This is a genomic window from Mycolicibacillus trivialis, from assembly GCF_002102395.1.
Lineage (GTDB): Bacteria > Actinomycetota > Actinomycetes > Mycobacteriales > Mycobacteriaceae > Mycobacterium > Mycobacterium triviale.
Genome location: NZ_LQPZ01000040.1, coordinates 1 through 13191 on the forward strand (window position 1 = coordinate 1; position 13191 = coordinate 13191).

A 13191-nucleotide genomic window follows, 5' to 3' on the forward strand; every position below is an offset into this window, starting at 1 on the left:
GAGTTTGCCCTACAGTGGGCCGCGACCCACCAACCGAAAGTCGCATAGCGGCTGGACCACCAAACGGGTCCCCCTCAGATGGATTTTCAGTTCGACACCACCGCCGACGGACGCACCCTGAAGATGCTCAACGTGATCGACGAGTTCACCCGCGAAGCACTCGCCATCGAAGTGGATCGCTCCATCGACGCCGATGGTGTCGTCGACGTCTTGGATCGCCTGGCACTCCTCCATGGGGCGCCGCACTATGTGCGTTTCGACAACGGTCCCGAGTTCGTCGCGCACGCCGTAGCTGATTGGTGTCGATTCAACAGTGCTGGTTCGCTTTTCATCGATCCGGGCTCGCCGTGGCAGAACGCCTGGATCGAATCGTTCAACGGCCGCCTGCGGGACGAGCTGCTCAACCTGTGGCGGTTCGACTCGCTGTTGGAAGCCCGGGTGATCATCGAGGACTGGAGGATGGACTACAACGCCAACCGGCCTCACTCTGCCCATGGCGACCGCACCCCCGCCGAGTTTGCCCTACAGTGGGCCGCGACCCACCAACCGAAAGTCGCATAGCGGCTGGACCACCAAACGGGTCCCCCTCAAGATCTGCTCGACGACAGGCTGGGCTTCATCAGCGTTTCCGCATGTCGGCGTCGCTTTTCCCGCCACTCTTAGCCCGGACTGTCCGACCTCCCCCCTACCCTGACCGGCTGTGAAGGCCAAGCTGCTGCTGGCGATCGGTGTGGTCGCCGGTGTCCTCGCCTACCGGTCCGGGTTCGCCCCGCCCCAGGTGTTGGCGGCGACGATCGCCGCGCCGGTGCTCACCTGGGCGGTGCTGCGTTCCCTTGCGGCATTGGGTTCGGCGTCGCTGGCCGTCACCCGCCCGTCGGTCTCGGCGTCGGCTCCGGTCTCCCTGCCCGGCCGGGCAGCCCGCCGCGCGCGGCGGGACCTGGCCACGATCGACACCATGGAAGGCTGGGAGTTCGAGGATTTCGTCGCCGATGCGGCACGGGCCAGCAGGTTGCCGGTCATCATGACCGGCGCCACCGGAGACTGGGGTGTCGACATCGTCGTCGGGCACCGACCGGACCGCCTCGCCATCCAATGCAAGCGCCAAAGCAGGCCGGTGGGCGCCGCCGCCGTGCAGGAGGTGGTGGCCGGCGCCCCGATGCAGGACTGCCGCCGCACGATGGTGGTCACCAACCAGGGGTTCACCGCCGCCGCCCGCCGGCTCGCCGAGACCCACGACTGCGTCCTGGTCGGCCGCCGTCATCTCGGCGTCTTGCCCGACCACATCCGCCGGGCGGCCACCCGCGAACCGGCGCCTCCCGAAGAGCAATAACCGCAAACCCTTGCCTGGGCGCCCGCCTCGGCGGACAGTTACCCCTATGCACCCGGTGCAACGGCGCGCCGGCGCCGCTCTGACCGCTGTGACGATCACCGCCGCAGGGCTGTTCGGGTTGCCCCGGTACACACCGTTGTTGGACCTCGCGACGTTCGCCGTGCACCTCACCGCCGAGACCGACGCGGACGTGGCCACCGTGCCGCCCGCCCTGGTGATGGGCGGCAGCGGGGTGCCCAATCCGAGCGACGGCTGGGTGGACAGCGCCAGTCGGCTCTACCTGCAACCGCTGGGCTTCGGCGGCACCGCGCAGTCGTTCTACACCCCGGAGTTGATGGGCCAGCACCCCGATTGGTCGATGGCCGAGGGCGCCCGGCTGCTCACCGATGCCATCAAAGACAACCTCGGCACCGAGAACCCGGTGTACGTGTTCGGCTACTCGCAGAGCTCGGCGCTCTCGACACTGACCATGAACCAGCTCGCCGCGGACCACGTCGATCCGAATCTCGTGCACTTCGTGTTGGTCGGCAATTCCGCCAACCCCAACGGCGGCATGCTCACCAGCTTCGACCTGCCACTCATCCGCGACCTCTCCCGCATGTTCGAGATGACGCTGGGCAACCCCACCCCGAACCTGTTCCCCACCGACGTGTTCACCCTCGAATACGACGGCTACGCCGATTTCCCCCGCTACCCGCTCAACCCGCTGTCGACGCTCAACGCCCTGGTGGGACTGTTCACCCAGCACCTGAAGTATCTGGGCTTCGACTACAACGACCTCTGGTCGTCGCCCGGGGTCGTCAACCCCGCCAACGTCGTCCAACTCGACACCGTCGGCGACCTCACCGACTACTACATGATCCGCGCCGATACCCTGCCGCTGCTCGACCCGCTGCGGCTGGTACCCGTGGCCGGCCGGCCCCTCGCCGACCTGCTGGAACCCGACCTGCGGATCCTGGTCAACCTCGGCTACGGCAGCATCACCGACGGCTGGAACTCCGGGCCGGCCGACCTGGCCACCACCATCGGCCTGTTTCCCACCGAGCTGCACTGCGTGGCCGGCTGCACCTGGCTGGACCTACCCGAGGCGTTGCTGCGCGGCGCATGGCAGGGACTCACCGATTTCGTCGACGACCTGCTCGACCCGGCGACCTACCAGCTGGCCGACCCGATCACCAGCCCGGCGCTGACCACACTGGTCAACGCGGCGATCAACACCGGCATGGTTGACGGCGCCCCGGGTTCACTGTGGGAGTTGCTGTCCGCCTGGCTCGCCACTTCAGCGACACCGCTGGACCTCGGCGATCTCGCCGGACAGCTCGGCCTGAGCTCCCTGCTCGACTGGGTGACCGCACTGCTCACCGGCCTGACCGGATGACCCCGCCGCCACCCGGCCACCTGACCCAACTGGCCGCCACCGACTCACCGATGTGCCATCATGCGACGGATAACCACACTCCGGGAGGCATGATGCGCCGCGCACTCGCGCTGCTGTTCGGTCTGTTCACCGCGGCCACCATCGCCGTCGCCGCCCCGGCCGGCGCGGTCGGCGACGCCCCGATCGGCCCCCTCGGCGACACCCTCCGGATCCAGACCGACAACGGCATCGTCGCCGACGTCACCGTCCACGACGTGCAACCCGTCCCGGTGCCGCCGGGCTGGACCTGGACCGGGCATCCCGGCTACCGCGAGGCCGGCGGCCCCTGGCGTGCCGGGGTCACCGTGCACGTCATCGAAAGCCCGCAGGCCTACTCCCCCTCGGTCCGGCTCACCTTCCGCGGCGTGACCCCGTTCGCCGACGCCTACGTCTCCAAGCACACCGACGCCCCCGACTCGCTGGAGACGCTGCTGGCCAACGCACCGGCCGGGTCGACGGTCAACGGCGGCGTCTACTGGCACGTCTACCGCGACCTGGTCACCAACGTGGTGCTCCTCGACGCCATCAACGGCGAACACCTCGCCCAGTGGAACCTCTGAGCCCGCCGAGCTAGTCGCCGACCGGCGCCACCTGCGCGGCACCCAGCGCCAGCAGCCGCGACGTGGCCCGCAGGTACTTCTTGCGGTAACCCCCGGCGAGCATCTCCTCGCTGAAGATGGCGTCCAGCGGTGCACCGGAGGCGGCCACCGGGACACCGGCGTCGTAGAGCCGGTCGACCAGTGCGACCAGCCGCAGCGCCACGTTCTGGTCCTCCAGCGGGTGCACTCCGGTCAGGCAGACCCGACTCACCCCGTCGATCAGTGACAGGTACCGGGACGGATGCATGGTGGCCAGGTGGTCGCAGAGCGCGTCGAAATCGTCCAGCGTCGCCCCGTCACCGCCTGCGGCGCGCGCGACCACCGCGTCATCGCTGAGCGGTTCCGGCGCGGCAGGCAGCCCCCGCTGCCGGTAGTCGGGGCCCTCGATGCGCACGGTGGTGAAGATCTCCGAGAGCGTATTGATCTCGCGCAGGAAGTCCTGCGCGGCGAACCGGCCCTCGCCCAGTTGCTCGGGCAGCGTGTTGGAGGTCGCGGCCACCGACACGCCACGTTCCACCAGTTGCGCCAGCAGCCGGGAGACCAGCGTGGTGTTGCCCGGGTCGTCGAGTTCGAACTCGTCGATGCAGACCACCGTGTAGTCGGCGAGCAGCTCGATGCACTCCACGAACCCGAACACCCCGGCCAGCTGGGTCAACTCACCGAAGGTCGCGTAGGCGGCGGCACTGCCGTCGGAGGCCGCCAGGGTGAAGTAGGTGGAGGCCAGCAGGTGGGTTTTGCCCACCCCGAAACCACCGTCGAGATACAGCCCCACCCCGGGCAGCACCTCGCGCTTGCCGAACAGCTTGCGCCGGCCCGCCCGCCGCTGGAGCGCCTGCTCACAGAACTGCGCGCAGGCGGCCACCGCTTCGGCCTGGGTGGGCTCGGCGGGATCGGGCAGGTAGTTCCCGAAACTGACGTCGACGAAGGTGGGCGGCGGCACCAGTTGGGCGATCAACCGCTCCGGGGAGACGGTCGGATTGCGGTCGACCAGGTGAGCGATCGGGCCGTCGGAACCGGCGGAGTCAGGGTCGTGCATGCAGGCACTGTAGCGACGTGCTGCAATGTAGGTCATGGCAGAAAGCGGCGCTGGGACCGAACTCACACTGCTCGAGGCCGGTGAACCGGTCGACACCGCCCGGTTGCGTGAGCTCTACGCCTACCCCGACGGCCTCCGGGACTGCCTCGTGCGGTCGAACTTCATCGCCAGCGTCGACGGCGCGGCGACCCTCGACGGCCGCTCGGGCGGGCTGGCCGGGCCGGGCGACCGGCAGATCTTCGCGATGCTGCGAGCATTGGCCGACGTCGTGATGGTGGGTGCCGGCACGGTGCGCGCGGAGAACTACGGCGGGGTCAAGCTGGACGCCGCCGCCCGCGACACCCGCAGGCGGGCCGGGCAGGCCGAGGTGCCCCCGATCGCGGTCGTCACCCGCTCCGGGCGCCTCGACCCGGACATGAAGGTGTTCACCGACACCGATGTCCCGCCGCTGGTACTGACCAGCACGGCCTCCGCACCGCTGGTCGCCGAGCGTCTCGGCGACGCCGCGGAGGTGCTCGACTGTTCCGCCGCCGACCCCGACGCCGTCGACCCGCCGACCGCACTTCGCCACCTCGCCGACCGAGGCCTGGTGCGGGTACTCACCGAGGGCGGGCCCACCCTGCACGGCACCCTGACCCACCACGGGCTGCTGCACGAGCTGTGTTTGACCGTCGCCCCGGTGCTGGTGGGCGGAAAGGCACGCCGGATCACCACCGGCCCGGTCGGCTTCCAGACCGCGATGCACCCGGTCCACCTGCTCACCGACACCGCCGGGTACCTCTACACCCGCTACGCCGTCGGCACCGACTGACGATGACCCGCGACAAGGCGCACCGGACCCCCGTCCGGCACTCGCTACTGTGGTCGGCATGACTCGGCGCCCCCGGCTCGCGGTGTCCTCGGCCGTGCTCACTGCAGTGACCCTGGTGCTCGCCGGCTGCGTGCCCGCCGCCCCCGGCGCGGACCCGCGCTACGCCACCGACGCCGACCACCCGCAGGGCGAGGTCACCACCAGCGCCGCGCCGGAAGGTCCACCGCCGGTCAGTGCGCCCAACAACGACATGACGTGGCACGAGTGCACCACCAAGACCTTCGACGACGCGCACGTGCCGAAGATCCCGGGGATCACACTGCAGTGCACGACGTTCGACGCCGACCTCGACCCGCTCAGCGGATCCTCGGCGACCGTGAACATCGGTGTGGTGCAAGCCAAATCGGACAAGACACCGGACGACGCCGGCCCCCTGGTGTTCACCACCGGCACCGATCTGCCGTCCTCTGTTCAGCTGCCGGTCTGGCTGTCGCGGGCCGGCGCCGACGTGCTCGACACCCACCCGATCATCGCGGTCGACCGCCGCGGGATCGGGCTGTCGAGCGCGGCGACCTGTCTGGACTCCTACGACCGCCGCGACATCGCCGACCAGGCCCAGTTCGAGCCGGGCGACGACCCGGTGGCCGCCTTGAACACGATCGCGATCACCGCGGCCAACAACTGCACCGACGCGGTGCCGCAGAGCGGTATCGCCTACGACAACGCCCACGCCGCCGAGGATCTGGAGGCGCTGCGCAGCCGCCTCGACGTGCCGGGGCTGGCGCTGGCCGGGGTGGGCAACGGCGCCCAGGTGGCGCTGGCCTACGCCTCCTCCCACCCCGACAAGGTGGCCCGGCTCATTCTGGACTCCCCGCTCACCCTGGGTGTCTCCGCCGAGAACGTGGCGGAACAGCGGGTGCAGGGTCAACAGGCCGCGCTCGACGCGTTCGCCGCGCAGTGCGCCGCAGTCGAGTGCGCACTCGGCCCCGATCCCAAGGGCGCGGTCGACGCCTTGATCTCCGACGCCCGGGCCGGCCGCGGCCCCGGCGGGATCTCGGTGGCCGCGCTGGTGCACGCGATCACCACCGCGCTGGGGTTCCCGCCGACCGACCCGGTGGGCAGCACCACCGCACTGGCCGACGCGCTGGCCGCCGCCCGCTCCGGCGACACCCGCCTGCTCACCGAGATGGTCGACCGGGCGCAGTGGTTGCGCGGCAGCGACGGGCAGTTCATCAACTCCTGCAGCGACGCGTTGAACCGCCCCACTCCCGACCGGGTGCGGGAGCTGGTGGTGGCCTGGGGCAAGCAGTACCCGCAGTTCGGCACGGTGGCCGCCCTCGACATGGTGCGCTGCCTGCCCTGGCCGTCCAGCAATCCCACCGAGCCGCCCGCCGACCTCGGCGTCGACGTGCTGTTGCTCGGGGTGGCGAAGAACGACCCGATCGTCGGCTCCGGGGTGGCCGCCACGGCCGCCACCGTCCTCAACGCCGGGTCCGCCAGCAAGCGGGTGATGTGGCAGGGGGTGGGCCACGGCGCCGCCATCTACTCCGGCTGCGCGCTGCCGCCGCTCATCGATTACCTGGTCAGCGGTGTGCTGCCGGAGACCGACACGTTCTGCCCGGCCTGAGCCGGCCGGTTCCCGCTTCGTTATAGGGTGCGCTGGTGGCGCTCGCAGATTCTCGGGGTTCCGGCCTGCGCGATTTCGCGTCGGCCGCCTTCCGGCCCCGTTCGACTCCCCCGACGACCTCGACGGTGCTGCGTGCCGTCCTGTGGCCGCTGGCGATCCTGTTCGTCATCCACCGCAGCTACGTGCTGGCCACCAACGGCTACATCACCGATGACTTCGGCCCGGTCTACACCGCGGTGGTCAACTTCAAACGCGGGTTGAGCGTCTACGGGGAGAACTTCGACTTCGTCGACCCGCATTACCTGTACCCGCCGGGCGGGACACTGCTGATGGCGCCGTTCGGCTACCTGCCGGTGGACGCCTCCCGCTACTGGTTCATCTTCTTCAACACGCTGGCGATCGTGCTCGCCGCATACTTCCTGCTGCGGCTGTTCAACTACACGCTGGCTTCGGTGGCCGCCCCCGCCCTGCTGGCCGCCATGTTCTGCACCGAAGCGGTGATCAACACGCTGGTGTTCACCAACATCAACGGGGTGGTGTTGCTGCTGGAGGTGCTGTTCCTGCGCTGGCTGCTCGACGGCAAGGTCAACAGTCAGTGGCTGGCCGGAGCGGCCATCGGATTGAGCCTGGTGGTCAAACCGCTATTGGGGCCACTGCTGTTGCTGCCGCTGCTCAACCGGCAGTGGCGGGCGCTGGTCACCGCGTTCGCGGTGCCGGTGGCGTTCAACCTGGCCGCACTTCCGCTGATCGCCGATCCGATCGACTTCTTCCGCCGCACCCTGCCCTACATCTTCTCCACCCGCGACTACTTCAACAGCTCGATCCTGGGCAACGGCGTCTACTACGGGCTGCCGATGTGGCTGATCACCGCGCTGCGCATCGGGTTCACCCTGCTCGCGATCGCCAGCCTGTGGCTGCTCTACCGCTATTACCGGCGCCGCGACCCACTGTTCTGGATGACGACGTCCTCCGGTGTGCTGCTGGTGACCTCGTTCCTGGTGCTCTCGCTGGGGCAGGGCTACTACTCGATGATGCTGTTCCCGTTCCTGATGACGGTGGTGCTGCCGAACTCGGTGCTTCGGAACTGGCCGGCCTGGTTGGCGATCTACGGGTTCATGAGCGCCGATCGGTGGCTGCTGGGGCATTGGCCGACCACCGGACGCGCGCTGGAGTATCTGCGGATCACCTACGGCTGGTCGCTGATCCTGATCGTGGTGTTCTGCGTGCTGTACTTCCGCTACGCCGACGCCAAGGACGACGATCGCCTCGACGAGGGCATCGATCCGCCGTGGATGCCGCAACCGCCGGCCCGCGCTAGCGTGGAGGCATGACCTCACCTCGTCCGAAACTCGACCTGACCGAGGAGCAGTGGCAGCAGCGGCTCACCCCCGAGGAGTTCGCGGTGCTGCGACAGGCCGGCACCGAGCGGCCGTTCACCGGTGAGTACACCGACACCGAGACCGAAGGCGTCTACCAGTGCCGGGCGTGCGGTGCGGAGTTGTTCCGCAGCACCGAGAAGTTCCACTCGCACTGCGGGTGGCCGTCGTTCTTCGACCCGTCGCATTCGGAGGCGGTGCTGCTGCGCCCCGATGAGTCGCTGGGCATGTCGCGCACCGAAGTGCTGTGCGCCCACTGCCACAGCCATCTGGGTCACGTCTTCGTCGGCGAGGGCTACCCCACCCCGACCGACCAGCGGTACTGCATCAACTCGATCTCGCTGCGCCTGGAACCCGCCGAAGGCTAGGAACCGGCGGGCTCAGTCCAGCCGGGTGGCGTGGACCTCCCAGAACGGGGCCAGCGCTATGCCGTCGGTCAGCCACGGCTCGATGACGGCGAACCGCTCCTGTAATTCGGCGATCCGGTCGGCCAGCGCCGGATTGCGTTCGGCCATCTGCCCGAACGTCGCACCGCTGACGTGCACCCGGTAGGTCGTCGGACCCACGTAATCCAACCGCCAGCCGGCGTCGGGAAGCAACCGCTCAAAGTGATTCCGCGACAACGACCGCGGCATCCGGAATCCGTTGACGGTGCCCTCACCGAAGGTGAACATGAACAGCCGCGCCCCGGGCCGGGTGGCCCGGTGCAGCGCCCGCGCATACTCGGTTTGCGGCTCGTCGTCGGTGGCGAACGTGTGGTAGAAGGCGCAGTCCACCACGGTGTCGAACCGGTTCGTGATCCCGTCCAGGGTACGGGCGTCGCCCAACTCGAATTCGACGCTCGCCCCGGCTTTTTCGGCGTTGTTCCGGGCCCGCTCCAGCGCCGCCGGCGACACGTCGATCCCGGTGACCGCATGCCCGTGGGAGGCCAGGTGGATCGCGTTGTGGCCCGGCCCGGTGCCCGGGTCGAGCACCTGCCCGCGGATCGCACCGAGCGCCGCCAGGCGCTGCACCACCGGCTGTGGCCCGCCGACGTCCCACGGGGTGGCGGTCGGCAGACCGTGGGAGGTGTGGGCGTCGCGGTAGCGTTCGTCGAACAGGTTGGGGTCGGCCGGCGGTTGCGTCACGGCAGGGCCGTCACCAGGCGCTCGACGTCGACCCGCGGTCCCACGAAGAACGGGGTCTCCTCGCGGGTGTGCCTGCGCGCATCGGTGGCACGCAGGTCCCGCATCAGGTCGACGATCCGGTCCAGTTCGGGACCTTCGAACGCCAGCAGCCATTCGTAGTCGCCGAGCGCGAAGGCCGGCACCGTGTTCGCCCGCACCTCCTTGTAGGGGCGGGCCGCCATGCCGTGCTCGGCGAGCATGCGGCGACGCTCCTCGTCGGGCAGCAGGTACCACTCGTAGGAGCGCACGAACGGGTAGACGCAGATGTAGTCGCCCGGGTCCTCCCCGGCGATGAACGCCGGTAGGTGGCTCTTGTTGAACTCGGCCGGCCGGTGCAGCGCCACACTGCTCCAGAACGGGGTGCTGGCGCGCCCCAGCGTCGTGGTGCGCCGGAAGTCGGAGTAGGTCGCCTGCAGCGCCTCGATGCGCTCGGCGTGGGTCCAGATCATGAAGTCGGCGTCGGCGCGCAACCCGGCGATGTCGTAGACGCCGCGCACCACCACCCCGTTGTCCTCCTGGCGTTTGAGGAACTCGGTGGTCTCCTCGATGACCGCGGTCCGGTCGTCACCGAGCACCCCGGGCCGCACCGAGTACACCGAAAACATCAGGTAGCGCAGGGTGGCGTTCAACGCGTCGTAGTCAAGGCGGGTCATATCCCTATCGTGCCACGGTCGGCGCGGCCGCCCCGAGCACCCTGGTGGCCGCCGCGGTGGCCGCGGCGATGCAGGCCGGCACCCCGATCCCGTCGAGGAAGCTGCCGGCCACCGCCAGCGTGGCGGGCAGGTCGGCGCGCAGGTCGGCGACCAGCTCGCCGTGACCCGGCCCGTACTGCGGCATCGCGTCGACGAAGCGGGCGACAGCGGAGTCGGCGGGGTCCGCCTCGACGCCGAGCACGGTGGCGAGATCCTCCCGCGCCCAGGCCAGCAGCTCGTCGTCGCCGGCTTCGACGGTCCGCCCACCGTCCCCGAACCGGCCGAAGGAGACCCGCAGCAACTCCGGGCCCGCCGCATCGACACCCCATTTGCGTGACGACAGGGTGATCGCCTTGGCGTGCAGCCGCTCCCCGCTGGCGACCAGCACGCCGGAGTGTTCGGGGATCGGGGTGCCCGCCGGCAGTGCCAGCGCCACCACCGCCGAGGAGGCGGCGGGGATGCGGGCGGCCAGCGCCGCGGCCCGCGGCGCCGCCTCGCCGAGCAGTTCCGCCTGCCGGTGCGGTGGCACCGCCAGGATCACCGCGTCGGCCCGGTGGGCGGTGCCGTCGGCGCCGGTGAGTTCCCAGCCGGGGCCGGACCGGCGCAGTCGCGACACGGCCGTGCGCACCCGCTCGGGCCGGGCCCGGCGGGTCAGTTCGTCGACCAGCACCCGGTAACCCCCGGTCAGCGCCCCGAAGATCGGTGCGCCGGTGGGTGCGGGCAGCGCGGAACGCACCGCGGCCAGCAGGCTGGGGGCGCCGCGGTCGAGCGCGGCAGCCAGGCCGGGGGCGGCGGCGCGCAGCCCGATCGTGTTCGCCGACCCGGCGTAGACCCCGGCCAGCAGCGGGTCCACCGAGCGGGTCACCACCTGCTCCCCGAAGCGCTCCCCCACCAACTCGGCCACCGTCGGGTCGGCGCCGCGCCGCCAGTGCAGGGCCCGGTCCGGTTCGGCGTCGATGCGGGCCACGGTGGCGGTGTCGACCAGTCCGGACAGCGCTTGCGCCGACGACGGGATCCCGTTGAGGGTGCCGGTGGGCATCGGGTGCAGGCCGGCCCCGCTGTAGACCAGCGGGCGCACCCCGGTGGTGTCCCGAACCCGGTCGCCGAGACCGAGTTCGGCCAGCAGCGCGGGCACCTCGGGGCGGCGGCGGACGAAGGCCTCCGCGCCGACGTCCATCGCCCGCCCGGCCACCTCGACGGTGCGCAGCACCCCGCCGAGCTGTTCGGCGGGGTCGAACAGCACGATCCGGGCGTCCGCACCGAGCGCGGCCCGCAGCCGGTAGGCGGCGGTCAGGCCGGAGATGCCGCCGCCGACGACGGCGTAGCCGCCTACGTTCACAACGAGTGCACCAGCGCCACCAGGTCGGTGAGGACACCCGGGTCGGTCTCGGGCAGCACGCCGTGCCCCAGGTTGAAGATGTGACCGCCCGCGCCTGCGGCCACCGCCTGCCTGCCGTCCGCCACCACGTCGCGGGCAGCGCGCTCGACGGCCGGCCAGCCGGTGAGCAGCACCACCGGGTCGAGGTTGCCCTGCAGGACGGTGCCGGCTTCGACGCGGCCGGCCGCGGCAGGCAGGGCGGTACGCCAGTCCACCCCGACCACCCCGGCAGCCGAACGCGGCAGCGCCTCCGACATCGCGCCGAGCAACTCGGCGGTCCCGACCCCGAAGTGGGTCATCGGCAGCCCGCGGTCGGCCAGTGTGGCGAACACCCGGGCGCTGTGCGGCAGCACGTAGCGGCGGTAGTCGGCCAGCGACAACGTGCCGGCCCAGGAGTCGAAGAGCTGGATGGCGTCGACACCGGCATCGATCTGCACGGTCAGGAAGGCGATCGCGATGTCGGTGAGCTTGGTCATCAGCTCATCCCACTGTGCCGGCTCGGCCAGCATCATCGTCTTGGTCCGTGCGTGGTTGCGGCTGGGGCCGCCCTCGATGAGGTAGGAGGCCAGCGTGAACGGGGCGCCGGAGAAGCCGATCAACGCGACCTCACCCAGCTCGCCGACCAGGGCGCGCACCGCGTCGGCGACCGGTGCGACGCCGTCGGGGTCCAGGGCCGGCATCGCGTCGATGTCCGCGGCGGTGCGCACCGGTTCGGCGATGACCGGGCCGACGTCGGCGACGATGTCGAGGTCGATGCCCGCGCCGCGCAGCGGCACCACGATGTCGGAGAACAGGATCGCCGCGTCCACCCCGTGCCTGCGCACCGGCTGCAGGGTGATCTCGGTGACCAGGTCGGCGTCGAAGCAGGCCTCCATCATGGTGTGCCGGGCGCGCAGCTGCCGGTATTCGGGTAGTGATCGGCCGGCCTGGCGCATGAACCACACCGGGGTCCGGTGCGGGGTGCGGCCGGCGGCGGCGGCCAGATAGGCGGAATTGGGCAGCTCACGACGGGTACTCATCGCCGTCTATGCTGCCACGGCCGTGCCGCGGGTGATCGGGGCCGTCGCGGTCGGCGCGCCTGCCGGATCCCGTCCGAGACCCGGGTTAGCGTGGATTGCAAGTGCCTTGCGCCGGCGACACCGTCAAGTGAGGAAGAGGAGCAGCGCTTGACCTCAACTGAACCGGCCCCGTTCCGCGAGGCGGTGGCCACGATGGCCGCGGCCACGGCGCGGCCGGAGATCGAGCTGGCTCCGATCCGGCCGCCACAACGCCTCGCGCCCTACAGCTATGCGCTGGGCGCCGAGATCAAGCAGCTCGAACTCGACGCGCTGGCGGCGCAATCCGAGCTCTCCGACCAGGACGCGTTCGGCCGGCTGATCCTGCTCTACGACCCGGAGGGCTCCGAGGCCTGGGACGGGACCATGCGGCTGGTGGCCTACATCCAGGCGGACCTGGACGCCAGCGAGGCGATGGACCCGCTGATGCCCGAAGTGGTGTGGAGCTGGCTGGTCGAGGCGCTCGAGGCACGGACCAGCGAGGTCACCGCGCTGGGCGGGACGGTGACGGCCACCACCTCGGTGCGTTACGGCGACATCGCCGGGCCCGAGCGTGCCCACCAGCTGGAGCTGCGCGCCTCGTGGACGGCGACCAGCCCCGAGCTCGGCGGCCACGTCCAGGCGTTCTGCGACGTCCTCGAACACGCCTCCGGATTGCCGCCGGTCGGGGTGACCAAGCTGGGAACGCGGTCGCGCGGCTGACG

At 70.5% G+C, this 13191-nt stretch carries 13 protein-coding genes and 1 pseudogene; 9 read left to right on the forward strand and 5 right to left on the reverse strand.

The features are described from left to right. Nucleotides 1-78: 78 nt before the first annotated feature. The 4 genes and pseudogenes from AWC30_RS13935 to AWC30_RS13950 all read left to right on the forward strand — a co-directional run. Nucleotides 79-561, forward strand: a pseudogene (locus AWC30_RS13935) (integrase core domain-containing protein); the annotation flags it as partial. 139 nt (nt 562-700) lie between these two features. Next, a complete protein-coding gene (locus tag AWC30_RS17850; RefSeq protein ID WP_165756483.1) occupies nt 701-1330 on the forward strand; it encodes a restriction endonuclease in 630 nt (209 codons plus the stop codon). Between the two features lie 46 nt (nt 1331-1376). Continuing rightward, complete coding sequence (locus AWC30_RS13945) at nt 1377-2708, forward strand: PE-PPE domain-containing protein (RefSeq protein WP_085110830.1); 1332 nt, start codon at nt 1377-1379, stop codon at nt 2706-2708. 92 nt (nt 2709-2800) lie between these two features. Beyond that, entirely contained in the window at nt 2801-3307 is a 507-nt protein-coding gene (locus AWC30_RS13950) for a hypothetical protein (protein WP_085110966.1), read from the forward strand. Nucleotides 3308-3317: 10 nt separating this feature from the next. Here the strand turns inward: AWC30_RS13950 and zapE are convergent, their stop codons facing one another. After that, the gene (zapE, locus tag AWC30_RS13955; protein WP_085110831.1) at nt 3318-4418 is read right to left on the reverse strand and encodes a cell division protein ZapE; all 1101 of its coding nucleotides are present in this window, start codon (nt 4416-4418) and stop codon (nt 3318-3320) included. On the opposite strand from zapE, the gene AWC30_RS13960 reads away from it, so the two are divergent. Genes AWC30_RS13960 through msrB form a run of 4 tightly spaced genes read left to right on the forward strand, consistent with a single transcriptional unit; the run spans nt 4417 to nt 8564 of the window. Further along, a complete protein-coding gene (locus tag AWC30_RS13960) occupies nt 4417-5193 on the forward strand; it encodes a pyrimidine reductase family protein (RefSeq protein WP_085110832.1) in 777 nt (258 codons plus the stop codon). The genes zapE and AWC30_RS13960 overlap by 2 nt on opposite strands. A gap of 58 nt (nt 5194-5251) precedes the next feature. Further along, nucleotides 5252-6820, forward strand: a complete 1569-nt coding sequence (locus tag AWC30_RS13965; protein WP_085110833.1) for an alpha/beta fold hydrolase — start codon at nt 5252-5254, stop codon at nt 6818-6820. 32 nt (nt 6821-6852) lie between these two features. Further along, a complete protein-coding gene (gene aftC / locus AWC30_RS13970; protein WP_109562077.1) occupies nt 6853-8151 on the forward strand; it encodes an arabinofuranan 3-O-arabinosyltransferase in 1299 nt (432 codons plus the stop codon). After that, a complete protein-coding gene (msrB, locus tag AWC30_RS13975; RefSeq protein ID WP_085110834.1) occupies nt 8148-8564 on the forward strand; it encodes a peptide-methionine (R)-S-oxide reductase MsrB in 417 nt (138 codons plus the stop codon). Before aftC ends, msrB begins: the two co-directional genes overlap by 4 nt. A 12-nt stretch (nt 8565-8576) precedes the next feature. Here msrB and AWC30_RS13980 read toward each other — a convergent pair whose 3' ends face one another. Genes AWC30_RS13980 through hemE form a run of 4 tightly spaced genes read right to left on the reverse strand, consistent with a single transcriptional unit; the run spans nt 8577 to nt 12451 of the window. Beyond that, entirely contained in the window at nt 8577-9323 is a 747-nt protein-coding gene (locus AWC30_RS13980; protein ID WP_085110835.1) for a class I SAM-dependent methyltransferase, read from the reverse strand. Continuing rightward, complete coding sequence (hemQ, locus tag AWC30_RS13985) at nt 9320-10015, reverse strand: hydrogen peroxide-dependent heme synthase (RefSeq protein WP_085110836.1); 696 nt, start codon at nt 10013-10015, stop codon at nt 9320-9322. Before hemQ ends, AWC30_RS13980 begins: the two co-directional genes overlap by 4 nt. A gap of 4 nt (nt 10016-10019) precedes the next feature. Further along, the gene (locus AWC30_RS13990; protein ID WP_085110837.1) at nt 10020-11393 is read right to left on the reverse strand and encodes a protoporphyrinogen oxidase; all 1374 of its coding nucleotides are present in this window, start codon (nt 11391-11393) and stop codon (nt 10020-10022) included. Continuing rightward, nucleotides 11390-12451 (reverse strand): uroporphyrinogen decarboxylase, encoded by a 1062-nt coding sequence (gene hemE / locus AWC30_RS13995; RefSeq protein ID WP_085110838.1) that lies wholly within the window; start codon nt 12449-12451, stop codon nt 11390-11392. The genes AWC30_RS13990 and hemE overlap by 4 nt, the downstream gene beginning before the upstream one ends. A 147-nt stretch (nt 12452-12598) precedes the next feature. Here hemE and AWC30_RS14000 point away from each other — a divergent pair, with 147 nt between their 5' ends. Continuing rightward, entirely contained in the window at nt 12599-13189 is a 591-nt protein-coding gene (locus tag AWC30_RS14000) for a DUF3000 domain-containing protein (RefSeq protein ID WP_207568450.1), read from the forward strand. Nucleotides 13190-13191 lie beyond the last annotated feature (2 nt).